A 21,601-nucleotide genomic window follows, 5' to 3' on the forward strand; every position below is an offset into this window, starting at 1 on the left:
CTATCGGGCGGGCAGCGGCAACGGGCAAGGCAGGCAGGCCGATCGGGAGAAGTAGATCACGACGGGTGGCACCCTGCCGCATGTGCTGCCTGGGCGATCCGGCCCACAGAACCAACCGTGGGAGCAGCCCTCGAGGCTTCGACACCTGGCTGTTCCGTGAGGATCAGGGCGCCGCTGGCCCTGGCAGCTGCGGACCGCGGGCTGGGCAATACGGCGGTCCGCAGCGTGGGGCTACGACCAGGGGGTGTCGGTGAGGCGCTCGTACACCTCGATGTACTTGGCGCGGGACCGCTCGACTATCTCGGCCGGGAGCGCGGGCGGGGGGTGCTCGCCGCTGCGGTCCCAGCCGGTGGCTGGAGAGGTCAGCCAGTCGCGGACGAACTGCTTGTCGAACGACGGTTGAGGGCGACCGGGTTCCCACTGGTCGGCAGGCCAGAAACGGGAGCAGTCCGGGGTCAGCACCTCGTCGGCGATGACAAGTCTCTCGTTGTCGAAGCCGAACTCGAACTTGGTGTCGGCCAGAAGGATTCCGCGGTCGCGGGCGATGTCGCGGCCTCGGCTGTAGACCGCGAGGGTGGTCTGACGGAGCAGGGCCGCGGTCTCGGCGCCGATCTGGTGAGTCACTTCCTCGTAGGAGATGTTCTCGTCATGGTCGCCGACCTCGGCCTTCGTCGCGGGGGTGAAGATCGGCGCGGGGAGTTGCGAACCGTCCACCAGTCCCTCAGGTAGCGCGACGCCGCAGGCGGTGCGGTGTTGTGCGTATTCGGTGAGGCTGGAGCCGGCGAGGTAGCCGCGGGCGACGCATTCGACCGGGATCATCCGTAGCGGCGTGCAGATCATGGTGCGGCCTGCCCAGTCGGCCGGGGCGCCGTCGGGCACGTCGGTGGAGATGACGTGATTGGGTACCAGGTCGGCGAGCTGGTCGAACCACCACAGGGACAGCTGGGTGAGGATGCGACCCTTGTCGGGGATCTCGGTGGGGAGCACCCAGTCGTACACGGAGGTCCGGTCGCTGGCGACCATCACAAGATGCCCGGCCGCGTTCTGGTACAGGTCACGCACCTTGCCGGTATGCAGGTGCAACAGTCCTGGTACCTGCACGGGTTCGGGTTTCTCGACGAATCCGGACATGGGTCCTCCTCACAAGGCGGCTGATCTGCCGATTCTCCCGTGACGAGCTGACGGAGTATGGGGCGGGGCTGCGAATGCCCAGCGGCTCTCCAGAAGCAAGGCCGGCGGTCAGGGTACCGAGAAACCCACGGCACGGAACGAGTCCGAGATCAACCCCCGAAGGACTTTGAGAGCCGACCACTAAGGGCAGCAAACGATTCGGCGCCCATGACTCCGCTCGACCATGCGTACGGTGTTCATCAGCCGGTGAACGGCACCCTGCAGCAGCTCGTCCCCCACCGCATCCGCGCCCACACGGCGGCTGCAGGCCTTCGCACCCATAGCCGGAAACAGAAAGACCAGTCACGTTCGAGAAGATCCGGCGCGCGCTTTGGGCGCTGCGTCGCCGTGATGGACGCCAAGCCGGTAGTAGCGCTTTGTACAGGCCCCTACGCTGCTCGTATGAAGCAGATCAACGTGCGAGTGGACGACGAGATCCACGCGGGGATCGAGGCCCGGGCCGCAGCTGCGGGTATGACCGTGCAGGCTTACGCCAAGCAGGTGCTCACCGACGAGGCCAACGACATCAGGCACCGCTTCCTCACCGCCGGGGCACACTTCGTCAATGAATTCGCCGATGCCTTCGCCGAGGAGTTCGCAAGCCCGAACTCCGGCCGCGGGCCGGCGGCTACCGCGTGATCGTATGCATCGACCGGGCCTGGCTGCTGGACCACGCCCACCGACACCTTCCCGGCGATCCAGACGTCACCGACTTCGGAACTCTGGCCGCCGCGGCCGCACGGCATGCCGACGAGGTCACGGAAACCCCCGTGTACACCGAGGCACACCATCGCGCGGCCGCGCTCATGCATCAGCTCATCCGGTGCCCCGCGCTGGAGCACTCGAACGCCCTGTTCGGGGCGGTCGTCGCAGCTTCGTACCTGACGGTGAGCGGCGTCATCGTGGACGTGCAGCCCAAGCAAGCCGCCGCCCTCGCGGCCCGTATCAGCCGCGACGCGCTGGACGTGCGAGTGATCGCCGACGAGATCAGGGAATGGATCGCTGGTTGACCCCGGCTACGGACATCACCGTCGTCGCGCCCCGGTCCATCGGGCAACTGGCGTGGCGGCAATCACGGCGCGCGCTCCTCTACGCAGCGACGAAAGCGACTCGGTCCTGTTCCCTTTGATGCGTATGGGGGCCTCGCCCTCCCCTACCTCCCGTTGAGCCGCCGTGCTCGCTGCGCCGCAGGGGCTTCCCTCCCCGCAGATCGTCGCGAAAAGGCGTTCCGCCCAGGCCATTTCGCGTCCTCGAGCTGTTCGAGCAATTAATCCATCGCCGCATCCCGCGAGGGCAGGCAAAGACCACTGCGATCGTTGAGTGCACGGCGTGGAAACACGAGGCCCTCCCCCCTGCCATCACGCACCCCGGCCCAGAGCAGCTGCCTGCGCCCGGCCCACCGCATGGGCGAGGACCTGGGTAGCCAGGGTGGGGTGGGCCCCAGCGGCGACGCAGAACAAGGCAGTTGACCGCAAGGCGCGCAACCGGCCCCGACCGAGTGAAGGTGCGCGAACAGGGCGGAGAACCGCACCACCGGCCGTTCCCCAGCCACGAGTTCGGCAGACACTCCGCGGGTGTCGTGGGCTGGTTGCCAGGCTATCCACCCGCCTGGGCACGGAGGGGGATCTTGGTGATGTCAGGGCGTAACGGGGAGGCTAGCGGGGTGCCGCGAGTACATCCCGCAGCACGTTCTCGAGCGTGACGCGGGCCAGCTCGTCCCTCAGGGTCTTCTCGATGCCCTCGTAGATGCCCTGCATCGCCGGCTGGATGCCGTGACCCACCACGCATCCCTGGTCCGGGGTGGTGCGGTGCATCGCGAACAGCGGGCCGGGTTCCACCGCCTCGTACACGTCGAGCAAGGTCATCGACCCCAGCTCGCGCGCCAGCGACCAGCCCGCCCCCACACCCCGCCGGGACTCCACGAGCCCGGCCCTGCGCAGCTCACCGAGCAGCCGCCTGATCACCACAGGGTTGGTGTTCGCGCTGGTCGCGATCTGCTCGGAGGTGGCGACCTCATGGCCCTGGCGCTGGTAGAGACCGATCCAGGCCAGCGCATGGGCGGCAATGGTCAACCTGCTGTTGGCACTCATGAACCCCTCCTCCCGGTCGCAACGCTCCATGTTACGACAACACTGTCGTAACAGAGAAGGTTGCAACAGTCTGTCGTAACAATTAACGTTGCGACTGTCGAGAAGGGTCAATCAACGAGGTGAGAAGAATGAGCAAGCCACTCAACGGCAAGGTCGCCCTGGTCACCGGGGGGTCACGCGGACTGGGAGCCGCGACCGTACGACTGCTGGCCGAACAGGGCGCCGACGTCGCCTTCACCTATGTCAGCTCCGAGAAGCAGGCGCAGGCCGTCGTCGACGAGGTGCACGGCAAGGGAGCGAAGGCCGTCGCCTTCAAGTCCGACCAGGCGGACACGAGCGGGGCGCCGGCGCTGATCGACGACGTGGTCGCGCACTTCGGCGGCCTGGACATCCTCGTCAACAACGCGGCGATCTCCGTGACCGGCACGGTGGACGACCCGGACGCCGACACCGCCGCACTGGACCGGATGCACGCCACCAACTACCTCGGCGTGATCGCCGTCATCCGGGCCGCCTCCCGAGTGCTGCGCGCGGGCGGCCGCATCATCACGGTGAGTTCCGGACTGGGCTCCCGGGTCGGTGTCCCGGGAGCCGCGGACTACTCGGCGACCAAGTCAGGGATCGAGAGGTACACCATGGGGGTCGCACGGGACCTCGGGCCCCGGAACATCACGGCCAACGTCGTGGAGGCCGGACTGATGGAGGGCGGCATGGATGCGCCGAACCCCGAGACCCTCAAGGCCCTGCTCAGCTCGCTGTCTCTGCAACGCACGGGTCACCCCGAAGAAATCGCCGCGGCGATCGCCTTTCTGGCCAGCCCCGCCGCGTCGTACGTCACGGGCGCCGTGCTGGACGCCCACGGCGGCTACAACGCCTGAACCGGAAACCCTTCGCACGCCCCGAAGGACATCGCGCCCTCGGGGCGCGCCAACGACCCGCGCGTGCGCGGACGGCTCCCACGTGCGCGCGAAAGAGGGGGAGCCGCGGCCGGTACGTCGCCAGTCGACCGGCGGAAGATCATCGGGCAACTGGCGTGGCGGCAATCACAACGCTCCCTCCTCACCTGCCGGAGCACGGCCTGCTGGCGTCGGCGGGACCGATGCCTGCAACGATGCGCTTGTGAGTTATGACCTTGCGGTGTGGGACGGCGACCGTCCACTCGACAACCACCAAGCGGGCTTGACCTACGACGAGCTCTACGAGCGTTACCTGGAGTCGGACGATGTCGTCGTGCCTCCGGCGCCGCGCATCGTGGCGTATGTGGAAGCGCTCCTCGCGCGATATCCGGACGACGTCGGTCGCAGTGTCGTCTGGGCGTCCCCGCCGGTCATCGAGGAGGCTTCGGGCCCGATCGTGTACCTGCTCATGTCCTATGGCAAAGCGGAGGAAGTGTCCGAGTACGCCGCTGCGCTGGCTCGCGAGCACGGACTCGTCTGCTTCGATCCGCAGGGAGAAAGCCTGCGGCCGTGATCTGCTTGCCGTTCAGCGGGCGAACCAGAGGAAGATGCCCGCGATGAGGAGGCCGGCGCGGCAGGGCCTCCGTGATCCGACAGTTCGTCCTCCAAGCCCCGGCCCCGTCATTGCGAAGGCACTCGGCTATCACGACAAGACCACCACCCGCCTGGTCACCGAGGCCGGTGGAACCTGGAGCCGATACGCCACCGGCGGCCACTGAAAAGTGTGGCGCCCCGATGGGGCCACGTGTCTGTCAGCCCTGCTCGATAGGGTCCGCATCGCAGCCAGCCGCGGAAGGACTCTCACATGCCAACCTTTGACGAGCTCACTGCCTGGGCCGGCACCGGGAACGTTACAAGGGCAGACTCCGCAGTCGTGTCGGGCTGGCAGATCCCCGAAGAACAGAAGGCACTACTGGTTGATGTCGGGATCCCTATCGTTGATCAGCTGATCGAGTACGTATCGTTCCAGGTCGAGGCAGCTCCAGCACTTCAGAGATCAGTTGGTAGGCCGCTCTACCTCCTCACCCAGAATCGCCATGGCAACCTCGTGCCGGGACGGCAATGGTCGTTCGGTGTCGAACCCGGCACAGGGACGGTCTACTACGTCCTTCCCCAAGGCGAGGCATGGTTCGCCAACTCATCCATCGACCTGTGGCTGCGGACCCTGCACCACTACGGCCTACACGTCAGCGAGTCCGAGATCCTCAGCGATCCGGATGACTGCGAGGACGAAGCCCTGGCCGAGCTCAGCATGCTCGCTGACGAACTCAAGAAGATCGATCCGCCTGCCTTCGACGGCTACCACGGGTTCATCTGGGCCGAGTTCCTTGACCGCTGGCTCTGGTAGTTGCCCGGCCGCCACGATCCCCAAGCGATCACTCACCGTGCCCAGCGCGTCCAGAGAGCGTTTTAGATGTTGGTGGCGTGTCAGGGGGTCAGGTGCGCGCCGCAGATGGTCTGCGGAAGCTCGTTCCGTATCAGTCACTGTCAGTGGTCCCGCATACGGTTCTCCAATGGATCACCAGCGGTCGTCTCCTTGTCAAGAGGACAACTTCACAGTCCGGCAGACCGGGCACCGCGCCCTGCAAGCGAGGGATACGGCTGGGCGTGCTCCACGTATGGGCGCATCCTGCCTGGGCGGAGATCACACGTGAGCGAAACTCCGATGCACGAGGCAGGAGACGTACGAGAGGCGTGGGGCCGGGTAACCGCGTGGCTTGAGCGGAACGACCCTGAAGCTCTCGCTGCACTCGGCGGCCCGGGGAGTCATGCGGCCATCAGCGAAGCCGAACTGCGCATGGGTCTGAAGCTGACAGGCGAGATGTGGCAGTGGCTGCTGGCGAACGACATCGATGCCGGCAGGCAACCCGACGGCCAGTCGTGCCTGGTGGCGCTGGGGTGCGAGGTAGCCGTCCCCGGCGGCCATCTCCTTCTTGGCCTGACGGATATTCAGCGGGTCTACCTCAGCCGGATGGGCTTGGAGGAGATGCCGCCGTCCGCAGAGCCCCACTATCCGTCCTGGCATCGTGAGTGGGTGCCCATTGCCGCGGAACGCGACGGTCTCTACGGGACGTTTCTGGACACACTCAACGGAACCATCGGAACGTGGGATGAAGCATACGGTCCCGAGGAGGGCGTGTACGCCTCGTTGTTCGCCTTCTTCCAAGAGGCAGCGGACCGACTGGAAGGAGTCTCCTCGGGAGACTGGACAGGCCACGGCAAGTCTGCCAGACCCCGTAAGCTCGATCCCCGTCCGGAAGACGAGCCGATACGCCTCTGGGCACACGCCAACGGCTATCTCGTAAATGACCGTGGGCGTATCCCTGCGGCCATCCGCGAGGCTTACAAGGCATCACAGAGGTGAGCACCAGGTCCAGCTACGGTCGATGACCATCGGCCGGCCACAGCCCGTTGATCACAGCAACGAGGACGGTGGCCTCGAAACGGACCGCAAGGCTGTCGAAGCGGCAGGCCACCGCCCGGTTCCGCTTCACGCGGTTGATTGCGCACTCAACCGCGTGGCGGGCCTTGCAGTCCTCACGGCCGAAGGCTGGAGGTCAGGCGGAAGCCTCTGCATGGTCTCCCTTGCCGAACCACCACTCGACCTCATCGACGCCCGCGGCCCAGGCATCCATTACCCGCTCAATCACGGGTATACCCACCGTGCGGGCGACAGTGACGACGATGAAGCGCACGTTCGGCGGCGCCTCGGCCATGCCTCCGAGACGGCTGACCGCTTCTCTCAGCTCGAAAAACGACTCCGGACTCAGCTGACCCCGACCAGCTGCCTGAACGCACAGGTTCTCGCCGTGTTCAACAATCTCGAAGTGGCCGTCATCAGCAACCCGCAGCACGTCACCCGCCGCGCACCCGAGCGCCATGCCCGGACTTCCTGCCAGTTCGAACAGGTCCGACTCCACCGCGCGGGCCGGCAGTACCTCATGGACCGGGCGCCCAGACGTAGCCTGACCGGCCAGAAGTCGTATGTGGGTACCAGTCAGCGGCTGAGGATCGAGCGTCATGCGGGTGATCGTCCCACAAGCCGCTCACCATCACCTCAGGGCCATCCAAGATCCAAATGAGAGTGCCCCAGTCGGATTCGTTCAAGCCGGCGGTCGTCGGCACAGGGCGTGTGGTCAACCGGCATGCGAGACCGGCACGTCCCAGCCTGTCTCGCACCTGTGCCCCGGCCGCGAGCCCGGCACGCACAACCGGGCCGGGCAAAAGGGCCGATGGCCCTGCTTTCCAACGGCAGTCGCCTGCCCGCGACTTCGGGAGCCACTGCATGCGGGAGTCCGTGATCGGTGTCAGCGGGTTGTGATGTCGCCCGTCCGCCGGTCGGGCCCGGCGGCCAGTCGGATCTCTCTGCCCTGCCACCGTCGGCGCAGCCAGCGGTCGTGGCTGGCGACAACGATGGCGCCCGGTCCGGTGCCGAGTGCCTCCTCCAGTTCGTCGCACAGGCGCGGCGAGAGGTGGTTCGTGGGTTCGTCGAGCAGCAGTAGGTGGGGTGGGCGGGCCACCAGCAGGGCTAGTGCCAGCCGGCGGCGCTGTCCCACCGACAGCTGTCCGACCTCTGTGTCCGGGTCGGCCTCGTGTATCAGGCCGAGTGAGCCCAGTGGCACCTTTGCCGCCCGCGCGGGGCCCACTGCTGTTTCGTAGGTGTCGCGGGCGGTGCGGGCGGGCCGGTCGAAGACGGTGTCCTGGGTGAGCAGTCCCACCGTCATGTGGCGGCGCCTGTGTATCTCGCCGTGGGCGGGGAGGCGTCCGGCGAGGACGGCGAGCAGTGTCGACTTGCCGGCCCCGTTGCCGCCGGTGACCAGCAGGCGGTCGGTCGCCGCCACGTCCAGGCGCTCCAGTGCCAGCCGGCCCGGCACGCGTATGTCCCGCAGGGCCACCAGCGGCTGTGTGCCCTCCTCGGCCCGCCTGGCCAGGTCGCCGGCGGCGAATCGCAAGGGGCGCGGGGGCTCGGCGGTCTGGGTGCGCTCCAGTTCCTCCAGCCGCCGGGTTGCGTTGCGCACCCGGCGGGAGATGGAGTTGTGCACCCGGCCGGCGCGGTGGCCGTAGCCCATTTTCTCGTTGTCCGTGCGGCCCCGGTCCGGGGCGATCCGGTGCGCGCTCACGGCCGCCGACTGGCGCAGTTCTTTCAGTTCTTCCTGCTCCTGGGCGTATCGCTGCTCCCAGCGGCGGCGCTGGGCGTGCGTGGTGGACAGGTAGGCGCTGTAGTTGCCGCCGTAGCGGACGGGTCCGTCCGGTGCCGGGTCGAGGTCGATCAGGTCGGTGCTGACGGCGTCGAGGAACGCCCGGTCGTGGCTGGCGAGGACCACGATGCCGGGCAGGGACCGGAGATGTTCCTCGAGGAAGGCGGCGGCTGCGTCGTCGAGGTGGTTGGTCGGCTCGTCCAGGAGCAGCGCGGTGGGCCGCCGGATGAGCAGCGCGGCCAGGGCCAGCCGGCCGCGCTGCCCGCCGGACAGCGAGCGAAGGCTCCGGCCGTGTTCCAGTGCGCCCAGGCCGAGGCCGTCCAGGACCCGTGCGGCGCGGCGGTCGGCGTCCCAGGACTGCCGGTCCTGGGCCCCTTCCAGGCGTCGGCCGTAGGTGTCCAGGAGTTCGGTGTGAGCGGGGTCGTCCTCGGGGACGCGGGCCAGCTCCTCGCCGAGCCGGTGAAGTTCGGCGAGGTCCTCGCGGGCCTCGCGCAGCGCCTCCTGCAGTACGGCGGCAAGCGTGAAGTCCGCGTCGAACAGCATCTCCTGGTGGAGGAAGCCGAGGTCGCGGGGGCGGGTGACGCTTCCCGCGTCGGGTTCGTCGACGCCGGCGAGCAGCCGCAGCAGGGTGGACTTGCCGACGCCGTTCTCCCCGATCAGGCCGATGCGGTGGCCGGGTGAGGCGGTGAGGCAGACGCCGTCCAGGACGCGGCGTCCGCCCAGAGTGCGCACGAGGTCATGAGCGAGCAGAGCGGGCTGGGGCACGAAGGTAGCGTCCCTTTCGTGATCGGTTCTCGGCCCGCCGGGCGCACGGCCTCGGACGCGGGCCTTCTCACACGTCGGCGGCTCACACCGCCGGTGCCCCCGTCTCCTGCAGCGTCCCGCCGGCCAGCCGCAGCCAGCGGCTGATCCCGATCTGGGCGAGGAACCGCTCGTCGTGACTGACCACCATGAAGGCGCCCCGGTAGGAGTCGAGCGCGCTCTCCAACTGGCCCGCGCTGACCAGGTCGAGGTTGTTGGTGGGCTCATCCAGCAGCAGCAGATGCGGGGCCGGCTCCGCGCACAGCACACAGGCCAGGGTGGCGCGCAGCCGCTCTCCGCCGGAGAGCACACCCACGGGCAGATGGGCCCGCGCGCCCCGGAAGAGGAACCGGGCGAGCACGTTCATCCGCTCCGCCTCCAGCCGCTCGGGGGCGAACGCGGCGAAGTTCTGTGCCACGGTGCGGGCCGGGTCCAGCAGGTCCAGGCGCTGCGACAGATAGGCGATCCTGCCGTCGTTGCGCGTGATCTGCCCGCCTGTTGGGGCGAGAGCGCCGGTGACCAGCCGCATCAACGTGGTCTTGCCGGCGCCGTTGGGCCCCGTCAGCGCGATGCGCTCGGGGCCCCGGATGCTCAAGTCGACGCCGGCGGCCGCGAACACGTCCCTCTCGCCGAGGCGGACCTGCAGGCCCTGGCCGAGGAACAGGTTGCGGCCGGCGGGCACGTGGGTGCCGGGCAGCTCCAGCGTGAGCCGCTGCTCCTCGCGCACGGCCCGCCCGGCCTCCTCCAAGCGGGCCCTGGCATCGCTGACCCGCGCGGCGTGCATCGTGCCGGAGCGGCCCGCGGCCTCCTGCGCGCCGCGTTTCATGGTGCCGGCGAAGATCTTGGGCAGGCCCGCGTTCTTCAGGTTCCTCGCGGCGTTGCCCGCCCGGCGCTCGGCGCGCTCACGGGCCTGCTGCAACTCCCGCTTCTCCCGCTTCCATTCTTGCTCGGCGTTGCGGACGTTCTTCTCGGCGACCTCCTGCTCCTCGCGCACGGCCTGCTCGTAGGCGGTGAAGCTGCCCCCGTACAGGCGCAGTTCGTCGCTGCCGAGTTCGGCGATGCGTTCCATGCGCTCCAGCAGTGCGCGGTCGTGGCTGACCAGGAGCAGACAGCCGCCGAAGTCCGACAGCACGTCGTAGAGCTGGTGCCGGGCCACAAGGTCGAGGTTGTTGGTCGGCTCGTCGAGCAGGAGGACATCGGGACGCCTGAGCAACTGGGCGGCAAGGCCCAGGGAGATGACTTGGCCGCCGCTGAGCGTGCCAAGGCTGCGGTCCAAGGCGAGTTCGGCCAGTCCCAGACGGTCGAGCTGGGCGCGGGTGCGCTCCTCGATGTCCCAGTCGTCACCGATGGTGGCGAAGTGCTGCTCGTCGACGTCCCCCGACTCCACGGCGTCCAGGGCACGGATCACCGCGGCGACGCCGAGGACCTCGGCCACGGTGAGATCACCGGTCAGGGGCAGGGACTGCGGGAGATAGCCGAGCACACCGTTCACCGACACCGAGCCGCCGACGGGCTTCAACTCACCGGCGATCAGTTTGAGCAAGGTGCTCTTGCCGGAGCCGTTGGGCGCGACCAGGCCCGTGCGGCCGGGGGGCAGGGAGAAGGACAGATCGTGGAAGACGGGGGTGTCGTCGGGCCAGGCGAAGGAGACGTTCGAGCAGACGACGGCGGCGTCGGACATGGAAGTGACCTCGAAGGTACTGAGAGGGCAGCGCGGAGACCTCTGCCCTGGGCAGACGTGGAAAAAGAGGGGGGTACGACAAGGCGGACCACCTCGGCAGCGCTTCCAAAGCGCCGGCCGGTGGCCGTCAGATCCGGATCTCACCCGGAGATGTCGTCTTCACCCACCACGTCTGTGACTCCTCGCTGTACGTCCAGGTCACCCACCAGCATAGCCACCCGTTCTCAGCTCCCCTCCCCCCATCGCCCCTTCCCGTGATCGCCATCGGTGGTCCCGCCGTCGGCTCGCCTGAACCGCCGGCGGCCGAACTGACCACCGCGGCGGCGCCATGGAAGGAACGTGCACGCCGTGAGCGCATCGGCCACATGTAGGCGCCCCTTGGAAAGTCGCCCGGCCGCAATGCGGTGCGGGGGACAGTGCTGCCCCGCGGACGAAGTGCGGCCGCAGGTGGATGGGGTGCTGTTCTCCCCTTTGCAGAAGGGCGCGTGGGGGGAGTGGACGGGCCTCAGGGGTGTGCCGGTGGTGCGGTCACAGGCTGAGCAGTACGCGGCCGAAGGGCCCTTTCTCGATGAGGTGGCGCTGGGCCTCGGCGGCCTGCTCCAGCGGGAAGACGCGGTCGACGAGCGGGGTGATCTCTTTGCGGGCTACCAGGTCAAGGAGCTTGGTGTTGGCCGCGTTGATCTGCTCCTGGGTGAACAGGGCGAAGAGGAAGCCGTGGACATGGGCCGCTTTCCAGATCAGGTCGGTGACGTTGATGTCGGCCTGTATGCCGGCGGAGTAGCCGATGCTGATCAGGGTGCCGCCCCAGGCGAGTGCGCCCAGCGCCTGCCCGGTGATCGGCCCGGCCACACCGTCGAGGACGACGTCGACGCCCTTGCCGTCGGTGAGCCGGGCGACTGTGTCGCGCAGCGATGCGCGGCTGAGGTCGATGACCTCGTACCCGGCTGCCCGGCTCCGCTCGGCCTTGGCCGTGGAAGTGGCGGTGGTGAGTGCGAGCGAGGCGCCCAGGTGCCGGGCGATCTCCACGCCGGCCTGGCCGACCGCACCGCCGCTTCCGGGCGCGAGCACGGTGCCGCCCGGTCGGAAGCCGGCCAGCTCGGTGAGCGCGAGGTATGCGGTCAGGTAGCCGGCACCCGTGGACAGCGCCGCGGCGACGGTGTCGTCGATGCCGTCCGGGAGGGCCAGCAGGTGGGCCGGATCGACGGCGACGTACTCGGCCCAGGTGCCGTCCACGGCGACGCCGTAACGGCCGCCGCTGACCATGACCCGGCTACCCGCCGCCAGAGCGCTCCCACCGGGCTCTTCGACCGTCCCCACGCCGGTGCCTCCCGGGGTGATCGGGAAGGGCTTGACCGCGCCCCGCTTGCCGCTGCGCACGGTGTCGTCCAAGGGCTGGATGCCCGCCAGGGTCAGCCGGACCAGGGCCTGCCCGCTGCGGATCTCGGGCCTTGGGACGTCCACCGGGTGCAGGACGTCGTAGTCGCCGAACCGGTCGTACTGGATTGCTCGCATCGTCTTGGCCTTCCGCGGTGTCTGTTCGTAAAGACGCGATGCACGTGCGTGCAGCGCACTCGGGGGCGAAGTGCGGCGCTGCCCTCGCGTTGAGGGGCATGCCCCCACAGGTAAAGCGATCGCTCTACATTGAGGCTAGCATCCAAGTACAGCGATCGCTGTACTTTCGGGTGTCGGGCCGGTCCGGCGATGCTGCGCCCGTTCCACCCCGGGCCCGCGGGGCGGCGCAACGGCGCCGACGGCAGCAGCGGCCGCGGACAGTCGGCGCGGGTGCAGGCAGTGCGGCGCGACGGTGCCGGCGAGCCTCGAGGGGCGACCTCATCCGAGTGCAGCGATCGCCGCATGCGGGAGCCGGTGCATCCCGGCCACGAAGTAAAGCGATTGCTATACTTTTGGGATGGAGACAGAGACCGCAGCCGGCACCCGGCAGCGAGGGGGCCGGGGGGCGCGCGAGCGCATCCTGCGGGCAGCCGCGAAGCTCTTCTACGAAGAGGGCATCAACGCCACCGGCATCGCCCGCCTGGTCGAGACCGCCGAGGTCTCCACACGCACCTTCTACCAGCACTTCCCCACCAAGAACGCGCTGGTGGAGGAATACCTGCGCACCTACGAGGCCCACATGGCCCGGCGCATCGAACAGAACCTGAACCGTGAGGGACTCTCCCCCCAGGAGCAGCTGCTGTCGCTGTTCACCATGCTCGCCGAGGCGACCTCGGGACCCTCGGGCCGCATGACGAACCGCGGCTGCCCGCTCCACAACGCCGCCGTCGAAGCCGCAGGGCACATGACGGACGTGCACGAGCTGATCCGCCACCACAAGAGCGGCATCACCCAGCAGCTCACCGACATCGCCGCCCGCGCAGGTGCCGGCGACCCGGACCGACTGGGCCGGCAGCTGAACGTCCTCCTCGAAGGGGCCACCGCCCTGCAGACCTCCCTCGACAGCCCCTGCCCCCGCCACGACGCCCTCGAGGCCGCCCGCACACTGATCGCACACGCCCTCCCCACGGCACCGCCCGCCACCTGACCCCCGCTCAAGGCCGCCGCACACCGGCGGACTTCTCCGGGCACGCCCAGCCCAGGACGGGGCGGGGCCGAGTGCGCCAAAGCCGCCCGCGCCGGCGTCCGCCGGCAGGCGGCAGGCGGCAGGCGGCAGGCGGCAGGCGGCAGGCGGCAGGCGGCAGGCGGCAGGCGGCAGGCGGGCGTACTCCTACACCGGGAAGCGCACCCCGGTCAGCTCCTGCGAGATCTGCCATAGCCGATGCTGGGCCGCCTCCTGTCGGGATTGCGCGTTCGACGTCACCGCCTTCGGGTGCCCCTTGCTCTGCAGGAAGCCGCCGGGGCCGTAGAACTGCCCGCCGCCGACCGCCGGATCGGTTGCCGCACGCAGGATGGGCCACGCACCGCGCTCCGCGCTCTGGATCAGCAGCGGCCGCACCAGGCCGGCGAACAGGGCCTGCCCGAGCCGGCCGCGGTCGGCGGTGGTGCGCCGCGACCCCGTGGTGTCGGCGCCGCCGGGATGAGCGGCCACCGCGATGGTGGCGGCGCGCTGCGCGAGGCGGCGCTGCAACGCGTAGGTGAACATCACATTGGCCCGCTTGGAGTGCGCGTAGGCCGCGGTGGGACTGTAGGGGCGGGCAGTCCAGTTGACGTCGCTCAGGTCCATGGGGCCGCCCTGGCGGTGCCCCATGCTGCTGACGGTCACGATCCGGGATCCCGGCACGCCGAGCATCCGCTCGAGCAGGAGCCCGGTGAGGGCGAAGTGACCGAGATGATTCGTGCCGAAGTGCAGCTCGAATCCGTCGGCCGTGCGCCGGAGCTGCTTGCCGTACATGATCCCGGCGTTGTTGATCAGCAGGTCGATGCGCAAGCCGGCCGCGCCGAGGGCCTCGGCCGCGGCGCGTACGGACTTCAGGCAGGACAGATCCAGGCCCTGCACGGTGATCCGGGCCCCGGGAACGGCCGCGGCTATCCGCTCCTTGGCCTGCGCCCCCTTCACGGCATCCCGCACCGCCAGCACGACGTGCGCACCCCGCCGCGCCAGCACCAGCGCGGTCTCGAAGCCGATGCCGGTGTTGGCACCGGTGATCACAGCGGTCCTACCGCTCTGGTCGGGGACCTGCTGGGCGGTCCATTGCTCATGGGCGGATCGGGACATGGCTCCTCCGGACGGGCCGATCGAACTCAAGGGCAGGGCAGGGCGTGCCGCACCACCTGGTGGTGAATGGCATTCACCTCATGGTGAACAGTGTTAACCTAGGGGGCGTGACAGTCAAACGACGCCCCAGCGGGCAGCACCACGGAGACCTGCGCAACGCCCTCGAGCAGGCCGCCCTCGCCCTGGTGAAGGAGCGCGGGCCGCACGGATTCACGCTCGCCGAGGCGTGCCGCCGGGCAGGGGTCAGCGTGTCGGCTCCGTACAAGCACTTCGCCGACCGCGAGGCCCTGCTGGCGTCACTGGCCCTGAAGGGCTACGAGGAGCAGTACCGCCGCTACCGGGCGGCGGTCGCCGCCGGCACGGACGTGGCCGAGCAGCTGGCCGCCTTCGCCGCCGCGTACGTGAGGTTCGCGGCCGAGGAACGCGCCCTGTTCGACATCACCTTCCTGGCGGGACTCGACAAGAGCCGCCACCCCGAACTCGCCGCGGCCGGCAAAAACCTCTTCGACATGCTGGTCCCCATCGCCCACCGGGTCACCCCCGACCAGGACACGGCACTCGATCTGCTCACCCGCATCGCGGCCGCGGCACACGGCCTGGCTCTCTTCCTGCAGCAGGGCATGCTCCCCGCCGGCCGCGAGAACCTGACGCAGGCCGCACACCAGGCGGCCCACTGCGCCCGCGCCCTCGTGGCCCAGCAGACACACACCCCCCACTGACCCCCAGCCCGTCAAGGAGCACACCGTGCCCACCCCCTACGCCGGCTACGAGCACACCGTTCAGCGCATCGCCCGCGGCAGGTACATGAGCCTGACCACGTTCCGCAAGGACGGACGCCCGGTCGCCACCCCGGTCGGCTGCCTCGTGGCAGGCCAGACGCTCTACGTCCTGACACCGCCGGAGGCCGGCAAGGTCAAGCGGATCCGCAACAACAGCCGGGTCACCATCGCCCCGTGCACCATGCACGGGACCCTCCCGCCCCACGCACCCATCGCGCAGGCAACAGCCCGACTGCTCGAGGCGGAACAGACCCGGCACGTGCAGGACCTGATGGCCCGCCGATTCGCCGTCTTCCGCCTCCTGCGCCTGACCGACCACCTCCTGCGCCGGCGACGCCCGCTCCTGGCCATCGCCGTGACCATGTGACGGACAACGCGCAGGGGCGCCGGGCCGGATCCGCAGTACCGTCTCCGCGCCGACATCCGCGCCAGGGCCTCACACTCACCACCCGCCTTCCCCGACCACGCCGCCCACACGCCGTCCCCCTACCGACGGCATCGCCCTCCTGCTCGTCCGCGCCTGGGCAGTTTCCTGTGGGCCGGCCGGTCGTTGTGCGGGTGTGCCGCCCACACACGCGCCCCGGGCGCGCATCGAGCCGCTCCTTTCGAACTCGGACACCCAAGCGTGGCCGCCGGTGAGTTCAGCGGGAGGTGTTCAACCCGGTCAGCCTTCATGCTCCCACCCGCAAGTCAACGCGTTCACCTGCCGCAAGGGGTACGGCAACGGGCGGGGCCGGCCCCCACCAGATGCGACACAGCGGAGCGCGAACACCACCCACTACGCCACCCACTACGGCACCCGCTACGGCACCCGCTACGAGAAGACAGCGCCTGCCACCTGGCCGGACTTCGCATCGCGGGCATCCCACGGCCACGGCACCGGATGCTTCCTCTGCTGCGCCACTGACCCCAGCGAAACCGCCCGGCCCGGCCGCGAACCCCGCTTGCGCCCGCACCGGACGCACCCCCGGGGAGCGCACACTCCCCCGGCCGGGCGCGGCCGCGGACCACACACCGTCACACACCCACGGGCATACCGACTCCCGCCAACCGCTGTTGTCATATGCCGCTTCGTGGGCCGCCGTACCACTCAAGGGGCACATGTGCGCCCCGATTCACTCCCGTGCCCACAGGGACGTCCGCGCCCGTGGCGTGCGGGCACTCCCCCGCCCAAGGCGCCGGGTGGGCGAGCCGCCCGGCGGCCACTGATGTCCCGCACATATGGCACCACCAGCGACAACACCGGCTAAAGTGCGGTGGCAGCACCCTGACGCATACGCGCCTATCCGACTCTCACCAACGCGCCGGACGCCGGTCGCGTGCCCGGTACCTGAAGCTCAACTCGAGCCACAGGTATCACTCAAGTGAAACAACAGGCTCTACTCACCCGTACTATCTCTCATCCGGGCTGTTCGCAGCAGTTACTACCGCTGACCTTTGGGCAGCAGCCCCGAAACACACAAGCGCAGGACTCACGTTTGCGTCCGCGCTCCACAGGACCGGCTCATGTGGCCGGCACAACGGAAAGGCCCGACACCATGTCGCAGAACACCACTGCCGCAACGGGACTGTCATCGCAGTACGCCGCCCAGGTCACCAGCGACCTCGAGCGCAACGTCAAGGAGCAGGAGCGCATCAGCACCGACATCGCCGCGCTGCAGCAGGAGTTGACCTCCCTGCAGAGCGACCACTCCGTGCTGGTCAACGTCCAGCAGGCCCTCGGCATCACCTCCGCCCCCGCCCAGCCCACGGCCACGCCGGCATCACCTCCGCCGAGCCGGGCACCGGCAAGCGCGCACGGGCCAAGAAGACCGACGCCCCGGCCACCGACAAGAAGCCCGCCACGAGCAAGCCGGCCGCCAAGTCCGCACCCAAGACTGCCGCCAAGACTGAGGCCAAGGCTGTGGGCAAGACTGAGGCCAAGGCTGGGTCCAAGGCTGCGGGCAAGGCGGAGACGGCGAAGGCGGCGCTGCCCACCCTGGTCGAACTCATCCGCCGGCACCTGACCGAGCAGAGCGAACCGCGCTCCGCCGCCGAGGTGTCCACCGCCCTGGACCAGGCCCACCCCGAGCGCGGCATCAAGACCACCGTCGTGCGCACCACCCTGGAAAACCTCGTCGCCCGCACCCAGGCCCACCGCTCCAAGCAGGGCAGCTCCGTCTACTACACCGCCCCCACCCAGCAGGACACCGCACCCAAGGCCGAGGCGGCGCAGGCCGAAGAGTCGAAGTAACCCCCGCACCGGGCGGCATGCTGCCGCTTCGGCGGCAGCCTGCCCGACCACACCCACCCACCAACTCGGACGCTGTGTGCCGGACGTCGTGGACGCTGTGCATCGGACGCCTCCTTGACTCCCGGCTTCACCAACGCGGGACAGGTCCGCCTAGGTGGGAGGGGCCGGGCTCGCGTTCAGCGCCTTCACCGGATCCAGCGTCCGGCCCTCACCGGTGGCGGCCACCTGGCCAATACCGGCCCACATTGGCTAGGTTGCCCTCACCTCGTCCGAATCTCGCAGGGAAGCGGCAGCCGTGCGGCACCAGCACAAAACCTTCCAGGCGATCGAGGTCGGCGACGGCGGCGACGGGCGGTGGACCGCCTACCCCCGCCCCTGTGGCAGGAGATGGAAGGCCTGCTGACCGCGAAGGGCAGGACGTTGCAGGGCGCGGACCGTGTTCAGGCACTGTTTCATGCGCACACGCCGGAACTGGTCCCGGTCCTTAACCGCCTGGCCGGCCAACTCCACCGGCCCGAGGCGGACGTCCTCCTCACCCACGCGGCACTGCGGCCGTTCTCCCCGGCCTGCACCCAGAACGGCCAGAACGACACCCTGCTGCGCAACTACGACCTGCCGCCCCACCGGCGCGAGCAGACCATCGTCTCCTCCCGCTTCCTGCGCCCCGTGATCGGGATGCAGGACATGCTGCGGGGCCTGCTGGACGGAATGAACGACGCAACTCTCGCCCTCTCACTCACCTGGGGCGGACGCTGCGTCCACGGACGCGGCTTCGCCATCCTCATCGTGGTGCGCTACCTGCTGGAGACATGCGACACCGTTGACGAGGCCGTCGACAGGCTGCAGTCCCTGCCCATCGCCGTCCCACCCTCACCCTTGTCGATCCCGTGAAAGCGGTCACGGTGGTCGCGGGACGGGACATGGCGCCGACGGTGGCAGCGGATGCCTGCGCCGCCAACCACCAGCACCTGCCCGTGACCGACGAGCAGGAACGGGCCCTGCACCCGCAGGAACGGCTGCGCGCCATCCGCGCCGCGGGTACAAACGTGGCCGCCATGCTGAACCGCCGCTGTACCGATCCGCCGACGAACAAGGCTCCAGAACCCTCTACACTTCACCGACCCTCGCCTTTGCGCTGCCATCGTCGACCGCCTCACTTTCGGCGGCAACATCATCGAGACCGGCACCGACTCCTACCGCCTCCCCACCATCCGCGCCCGCGCCGAACAGCAATCCCTGGGCTGAGGGGCCCGATCGAAGAAGCGAGAAAGGTCAGGACCACGCGGTCCGGAACGCGAGATACCGGCTGAAGGCTTCGTGGCTGTCGGGAGTGAAGCGCCACTCCAACAGGGCTGAGTGAAGCTCCGACTCGGTCAGCCAGCCATGCCAGGCGACCTCATCGGGATCGGGTGTCACAGCGTCCAGAACTATGGCTTCATGCACACCGAGCCAGTGAGGGCTCAAGCCGCTGCGGTTGATGAACGTGAACAGCAAGCGTGGCAGGCCACGGATGCCCAGCTCTTCGGCCAGCTCCCGCGCGGCAGCCTGTTCATATGATTCGCCGACATCCACGGCGCCACCGACCATGGCCTCATAGAGCCCGGGGAAGCGCGACAGCTGCTGCGACCGCCGATGGACGAGGATCCGGCCACGCTCATCACGACACACCGTCGAGGCGATTCGATGCAGCCAACCCTCCCGGACGGCCTGCCGACGGGTGACCACCCCCAGGACACGATCTTGACAGTCGACACGCTCCACCAGTTCATCCATGAAGCAGACCCTCACAGAACCCACTGACAACGCCGTTTCTCGGCGAGCCGTTCTCGAACGACAACATTCTGGACCCGCTTGATCAACATCTGTTGCCTGATCTGGGCATCAACCGTTATCGCCTTACACCGACGAAGCCAAGCACGGCATCCCGCCATTGCCGCAGATGCCTGCCGGGCATTCAGCCACGCCCGGCAGGGGGCGGTCAGGCTGACGGGTCAATGGGCAGGTCATCGGCGTGTTCACCGGTGGCAAGGTAGACCACGCGGCGGGCAATGGAGACTGCGTGATCAGCGAAGCGTTCGTAGTAGCGGCCGACCAGGGTGACGTCGACAGCGGTTTCCACGCCGTGGTGCCACCGCTCGTCCATCAGGTGATGAAATATCGTGCGGTGCAGCTCGTCCATCCGGTCGTCGTCCCGCTCCATCTGGAGCGCGGCTTCGACATCGCGGCTGATCAGGACCTCAACGGCCTGGGCCATCAGCCGCTGGGCGAGCTGGCCCATCTCCAGGATCGTGCGGCGCAGATCCGGCGGTATGGCGGGCCCGGGAAACCGCCGGCGAGCCACGTTAGCCACGTGCTGGGCCAGGACGCCGCAGCGCTCCAGGTCGGCGCTCATCCGCAGGGAGGTGACCACAATGCGCAGGTCTGTGGCAACAGGCTGCTGGCAGGCCAGCACCGCGATCGCCTTCTCCTCCAGATCCCGCTGCATGTCCTCCACCCGCGTCGACGAGGAGATCACGCTCTCGGCCTGCTGGAGCTCCGCCTCGAGTAGCGCGCTGGTCGCCCGGCTCATGGCCGAGCCCACGACGTTGGCCATCTCTATCAGGGCCTGGCTGATCGCCTCCAGCTCCTTGTGATAGCTCGCTCGCATTCGTCCCTCGCCCTCCCACCATCCTTCTCGCCTACACCCCCTGGCAGATTCCCACACAGCGCCCGCCCGACTGCAGCGGGAGGAGCGTAAATCGGGCACTGCCCAGTTCAGAGCGCCACAGCAGTGCCCACTGCCGAGCGAACTCGGACGGACATGGGCTTCGATGGGACGGGCTGCACCGCCTCTACCTTGACCAGCACCTCGCCATCATCCTCGATCGACTTACCAAACACCTTCGCCGGGACTAAACGCTCTTTCAGAATGCCCGTCCGGGACACCGCTCTCGAACCGCGTGGAGGCCCCAAGACGCATCGCGGAATTGGTCCGCCGACACAACCGCGAAATGGATCCGGCTCCGGTACCACTCGCCGCCTAGCGTTGCAGGTACGACACGGGACCGTCCGCCCCGATGGGACGGTTCCGCCTGATCACAGGAGAGTGGACCATGCATGTCTTCGTTGCCGGTGCCACCGGCGCTGTCGGCCGTCAGCTCGTTCCGCTGCTGCTGGCCGAGGGGCACCGTGTCACGGGAATCTCGCGAAGCTCGGCGGGTGTCGAGCGCATTCGGCGGCAGGGTGCGGCAGCCGTCCAGGCGGACGTGTTCGACCGGGAGGCGCTGTACCGGGTCCTGGCGACCGCCGCGCCGGACGCCGTGATCCATCAGCTCACCGACCTGTCGGACGCGGACGGGGAAGCGACCAACCGGCTGCGGCGAGAGGGGACGGGCAATCTGGTGGACGCGGCGGTGTCCGCCGACGTGACCAGGATCGTCGCCCAGTCGATCGCCTGGGCGTACGCGCCCGGGGAGGGGCCGGCCTACGAGGGCACACCGCTGGACGTCGGGGCGGCGGCGCCGCGCGGGGGGATGGTGGAGGGCGTCCGGGCGCTGGAGGAGAAGGCCGCCGAGGTGGAGACGGCGGTGCAGCTGCGGTACGGCATCCTGTACGGCCCGGGCACCTGGTACGCACCCGGAGGGGCCGTCGCCGCGGCGCTGGCCGGGGATCCGTCCGCCCGCTTCCTCGGGAGCACCTCGGCGGACCTTTCGGTGATGTCGTTCCTCCACGTCGCCGACGCCGCCCGGGCCGCCGTCGCCGCGCTCGGCTGGCCCTCGGGTCCCGTCAACATCGTCGACGACGAACCCGCGCAGGCCCGCGAGTGGCTGCCAGCGCTGGCCCGTGCCTTGGGCGTTCCGGCCCCCCAGCCCGTACCCGGTCGCCTGGACTGGGCGCGCGGCGCGTCCAACGGGCTGGCCCGCTCGCGCGGGTGGCGACCCGGGCATGCCTCGTGGCGCTCCGGCTTCGCGGCGCAGATGGCCTGACGCGGGCCGGCGGCCCGCCACGGGTCGCGGGCCGCCGAATTGGTCCGGTGTTCCGCG

At 69.1% G+C, this 21,601-nt stretch carries 21 protein-coding genes and 1 pseudogene; 13 read left to right on the top strand and 9 right to left on the bottom strand.

Translation table 11 applies throughout. From position 1 onward, the window contains the following. Positions 1–231: 231 nt before the first annotated feature. Entirely contained in the window at positions 232–1,131 is a 900-nt protein-coding gene (locus RCR19_RS39520) for a phosphoribosylaminoimidazolesuccinocarboxamide synthase (RefSeq protein WP_331269932.1), read from the bottom strand. A gap of 207 nt (positions 1,132–1,338) precedes the next feature. Here RCR19_RS39520 and RCR19_RS39525 point away from each other — a divergent pair, with 207 nt between their 5' ends. Beyond that, positions 1,339–1,809, top strand: coding sequence for a hypothetical protein (locus RCR19_RS39525; protein WP_331269933.1), 471 nt, complete (start codon positions 1,339–1,341; stop codon positions 1,807–1,809). Next, complete coding sequence (locus RCR19_RS39530; protein ID WP_331269934.1) at positions 1,806–2,180, top strand: fic family toxin-antitoxin system, toxin component; 375 nt, start codon at positions 1,806–1,808, stop codon at positions 2,178–2,180. The genes RCR19_RS39525 and RCR19_RS39530 overlap by 4 nt, the downstream gene beginning before the upstream one ends. Positions 2,181–2,825: 645 nt before the next feature. Here the strand turns inward: RCR19_RS39530 and RCR19_RS39535 are convergent. Beyond that, the gene (locus tag RCR19_RS39535; RefSeq protein ID WP_331269935.1) at positions 2,826–3,260 is read right to left on the bottom strand and encodes an Rrf2 family transcriptional regulator; all 435 of its coding nucleotides are present in this window, start codon (positions 3,258–3,260) and stop codon (positions 2,826–2,828) included. Positions 3,261–3,388: 128 nt separating this feature from the next. On the opposite strand from RCR19_RS39535, the gene RCR19_RS39540 reads away from it, so the two are divergent. The 4 genes from RCR19_RS39540 to RCR19_RS39555 all read left to right on the top strand — a co-directional run bounded on the left by RCR19_RS39540 (position 3,389) and on the right by RCR19_RS39555 (position 6,581). Continuing rightward, the gene (locus RCR19_RS39540) at positions 3,389–4,138 is read left to right on the top strand and encodes an SDR family oxidoreductase (RefSeq protein ID WP_331269936.1); all 750 of its coding nucleotides are present in this window, start codon (positions 3,389–3,391) and stop codon (positions 4,136–4,138) included. 241 nt (positions 4,139–4,379) lie between these two features. Continuing rightward, positions 4,380–4,730: a hypothetical protein gene (locus RCR19_RS39545; RefSeq protein WP_331269937.1), complete on the top strand. Its 351-nt coding sequence runs from the start codon at positions 4,380–4,382 to the stop codon at positions 4,728–4,730. A 291-nt stretch (positions 4,731–5,021) separates the two neighbouring features. Further along, positions 5,022–5,564: an SUKH-4 family immunity protein gene (locus RCR19_RS39550; protein WP_331269938.1), complete on the top strand. Its 543-nt coding sequence runs from the start codon at positions 5,022–5,024 to the stop codon at positions 5,562–5,564. A 303-nt stretch (positions 5,565–5,867) separates the two neighbouring features. Further along, positions 5,868–6,581: a histone-like nucleoid-structuring protein Lsr2 gene (locus tag RCR19_RS39555; protein WP_331269939.1), complete on the top strand. Its 714-nt coding sequence runs from the start codon at positions 5,868–5,870 to the stop codon at positions 6,579–6,581. A gap of 193 nt (positions 6,582–6,774) precedes the next feature. Here RCR19_RS39555 and RCR19_RS39560 read toward each other — a convergent pair whose 3' ends face one another. The 4 genes from RCR19_RS39560 to RCR19_RS39575 form a co-directional block, all read right to left on the bottom strand. Continuing rightward, positions 6,775–7,239 carry a DUF4265 domain-containing protein gene (locus RCR19_RS39560; protein ID WP_331269940.1) on the bottom strand — a complete coding sequence of 155 codons (465 nt, stop codon included), beginning with the start codon at positions 7,237–7,239 and terminating at the stop codon, positions 6,775–6,777. A 285-nt stretch (positions 7,240–7,524) separates the two neighbouring features. Next, positions 7,525–9,180, bottom strand: a complete 1,656-nt coding sequence (locus RCR19_RS39565; protein ID WP_331269941.1) for an ABC-F family ATP-binding cassette domain-containing protein — start codon at positions 9,178–9,180, stop codon at positions 7,525–7,527. A gap of 82 nt (positions 9,181–9,262) precedes the next feature. Next, positions 9,263–10,897 carry an ABC-F family ATP-binding cassette domain-containing protein gene (locus RCR19_RS39570; protein ID WP_331269942.1) on the bottom strand — a complete coding sequence of 545 codons (1,635 nt, stop codon included), beginning with the start codon at positions 10,895–10,897 and terminating at the stop codon, positions 9,263–9,265. A gap of 528 nt (positions 10,898–11,425) precedes the next feature. Continuing rightward, positions 11,426–12,409, bottom strand: a complete 984-nt coding sequence (locus tag RCR19_RS39575; protein WP_331269943.1) for a zinc-binding alcohol dehydrogenase family protein — start codon at positions 12,407–12,409, stop codon at positions 11,426–11,428. A gap of 397 nt (positions 12,410–12,806) precedes the next feature. Between RCR19_RS39575 and RCR19_RS39580 the strand changes: the two genes are divergently transcribed. After that, positions 12,807–13,436, top strand: coding sequence for a TetR/AcrR family transcriptional regulator (locus RCR19_RS39580; RefSeq protein WP_331269944.1), 630 nt, complete (start codon positions 12,807–12,809; stop codon positions 13,434–13,436). A 183-nt stretch (positions 13,437–13,619) separates the two neighbouring features. Here the strand turns inward: RCR19_RS39580 and RCR19_RS39585 are convergent, their stop codons facing one another. After that, positions 13,620–14,567: an oxidoreductase gene (locus RCR19_RS39585; RefSeq protein WP_331269945.1), complete on the bottom strand. Its 948-nt coding sequence runs from the start codon at positions 14,565–14,567 to the stop codon at positions 13,620–13,622. 107 nt (positions 14,568–14,674) lie between these two features. Here RCR19_RS39585 and RCR19_RS39590 point away from each other — a divergent pair, with 107 nt between their 5' ends. The 5 genes and pseudogenes from RCR19_RS39590 to RCR19_RS39610 form a co-directional block, all read left to right on the top strand. Next, a complete protein-coding gene (locus tag RCR19_RS39590; RefSeq protein ID WP_331269946.1) occupies positions 14,675–15,286 on the top strand; it encodes a TetR/AcrR family transcriptional regulator in 612 nt (203 codons plus the stop codon). A 25-nt stretch (positions 15,287–15,311) separates the two neighbouring features. Next, on the top strand, positions 15,312–15,713 hold the full coding sequence (locus RCR19_RS39595; RefSeq protein WP_331269947.1) for a PPOX class F420-dependent oxidoreductase: 402 nt from the start codon (positions 15,312–15,314) through the stop codon (positions 15,711–15,713). Positions 15,714–17,249: 1,536 nt separating this feature from the next. Beyond that, complete coding sequence (locus tag RCR19_RS39600) at positions 17,250–17,579, top strand: hypothetical protein (RefSeq protein WP_331269948.1); 330 nt, start codon at positions 17,250–17,252, stop codon at positions 17,577–17,579. Positions 17,580–17,966: 387 nt separating this feature from the next. Then, positions 17,967–18,470 carry a carcinine hydrolase/isopenicillin-N N-acyltransferase family protein gene (locus RCR19_RS39605; protein ID WP_331269949.1) on the top strand — a complete coding sequence of 168 codons (504 nt, stop codon included), beginning with the start codon at positions 17,967–17,969 and terminating at the stop codon, positions 18,468–18,470. Positions 18,471–18,692: 222 nt separating this feature from the next. Beyond that, a pseudogene (locus RCR19_RS39610) lies at positions 18,693–18,824 on the top strand (AAA family ATPase); the annotation flags it as partial. Positions 18,825–18,851: 27 nt separating this feature from the next. On the opposite strand, the gene RCR19_RS39615 reads toward RCR19_RS39610, so the two are convergent. Together RCR19_RS39615 and phoU are read right to left on the bottom strand one after the other, a co-directional pair. Next, the gene (locus RCR19_RS39615) at positions 18,852–19,352 is read right to left on the bottom strand and encodes an NUDIX domain-containing protein (RefSeq protein ID WP_331269950.1); all 501 of its coding nucleotides are present in this window, start codon (positions 19,350–19,352) and stop codon (positions 18,852–18,854) included. A 205-nt stretch (positions 19,353–19,557) separates the two neighbouring features. Further along, complete coding sequence (gene phoU / locus RCR19_RS39620) at positions 19,558–20,226, bottom strand: phosphate signaling complex protein PhoU (protein WP_331269951.1); 669 nt, start codon at positions 20,224–20,226, stop codon at positions 19,558–19,560. A 445-nt stretch (positions 20,227–20,671) separates the two neighbouring features. Between phoU and RCR19_RS39625 the strand changes: the two genes are divergently transcribed. After that, on the top strand, positions 20,672–21,544 hold the full coding sequence (locus RCR19_RS39625; protein ID WP_331269952.1) for an NAD(P)-dependent oxidoreductase: 873 nt from the start codon (positions 20,672–20,674) through the stop codon (positions 21,542–21,544). The last annotated feature ends 57 nt before the right edge of the window (positions 21,545–21,601 follow it).

The sequence above is a fragment of the Streptomyces sp. WAC07094 genome, assembly GCF_036320405.1.
GTDB lineage: Bacteria > Actinomycetota > Actinomycetes > Streptomycetales > Streptomycetaceae > Streptomyces > Streptomyces lannensis.

What these genes read in the sequence shown, in the direction of transcription:
- RCR19_RS39580 (WP_331269944.1), top strand. Translation starts at nt 12,807, where the DNA reads ATGGAGACAGAGACCGCAGCCGGCACCCGGCAGCGAGGGGGCCGGGGG.
- RCR19_RS39575 (WP_331269943.1), bottom strand. Translation starts at nt 12,409, where the DNA reads ATGCGAGCAATCCAGTACGACCGGTTCGGCGACTACGACGTCCTGCAC.
- RCR19_RS39560 (WP_331269940.1), bottom strand. Translation starts at nt 7,239, where the DNA reads ATGACGCTCGATCCTCAGCCGCTGACTGGTACCCACATACGACTTCTG.
- RCR19_RS39525 (WP_331269933.1), top strand. Translation starts at nt 1,339, where the DNA reads ATGACTCCGCTCGACCATGCGTACGGTGTTCATCAGCCGGTGAACGGC.
- RCR19_RS39625 (WP_331269952.1), top strand. Translation starts at nt 20,672, where the DNA reads ATGCATGTCTTCGTTGCCGGTGCCACCGGCGCTGTCGGCCGTCAGCTC.
- RCR19_RS39535 (WP_331269935.1), bottom strand. Translation starts at nt 3,260, where the DNA reads ATGAGTGCCAACAGCAGGTTGACCATTGCCGCCCATGCGCTGGCCTGG.
- RCR19_RS39520 (WP_331269932.1), bottom strand. Translation starts at nt 1,131, where the DNA reads ATGTCCGGATTCGTCGAGAAACCCGAACCCGTGCAGGTACCAGGACTG.
- RCR19_RS39615 (WP_331269950.1), bottom strand. Translation starts at nt 19,352, where the DNA reads ATGGATGAACTGGTGGAGCGTGTCGACTGTCAAGATCGTGTCCTGGGG.
- RCR19_RS39570 (WP_331269942.1), bottom strand. Translation starts at nt 10,897, where the DNA reads ATGTCCGACGCCGCCGTCGTCTGCTCGAACGTCTCCTTCGCCTGGCCC.
- phoU (WP_331269951.1), bottom strand. Translation starts at nt 20,226, where the DNA reads ATGCGAGCGAGCTATCACAAGGAGCTGGAGGCGATCAGCCAGGCCCTG.
- RCR19_RS39585 (WP_331269945.1), bottom strand. Translation starts at nt 14,567, where the DNA reads ATGTCCCGATCCGCCCATGAGCAATGGACCGCCCAGCAGGTCCCCGAC.
- RCR19_RS39605 (WP_331269949.1), top strand. Translation starts at nt 17,967, where the DNA reads ATGGAAGGCCTGCTGACCGCGAAGGGCAGGACGTTGCAGGGCGCGGAC.
- RCR19_RS39550 (WP_331269938.1), top strand. Translation starts at nt 5,022, where the DNA reads ATGCCAACCTTTGACGAGCTCACTGCCTGGGCCGGCACCGGGAACGTT.
- RCR19_RS39540 (WP_331269936.1), top strand. Translation starts at nt 3,389, where the DNA reads ATGAGCAAGCCACTCAACGGCAAGGTCGCCCTGGTCACCGGGGGGTCA.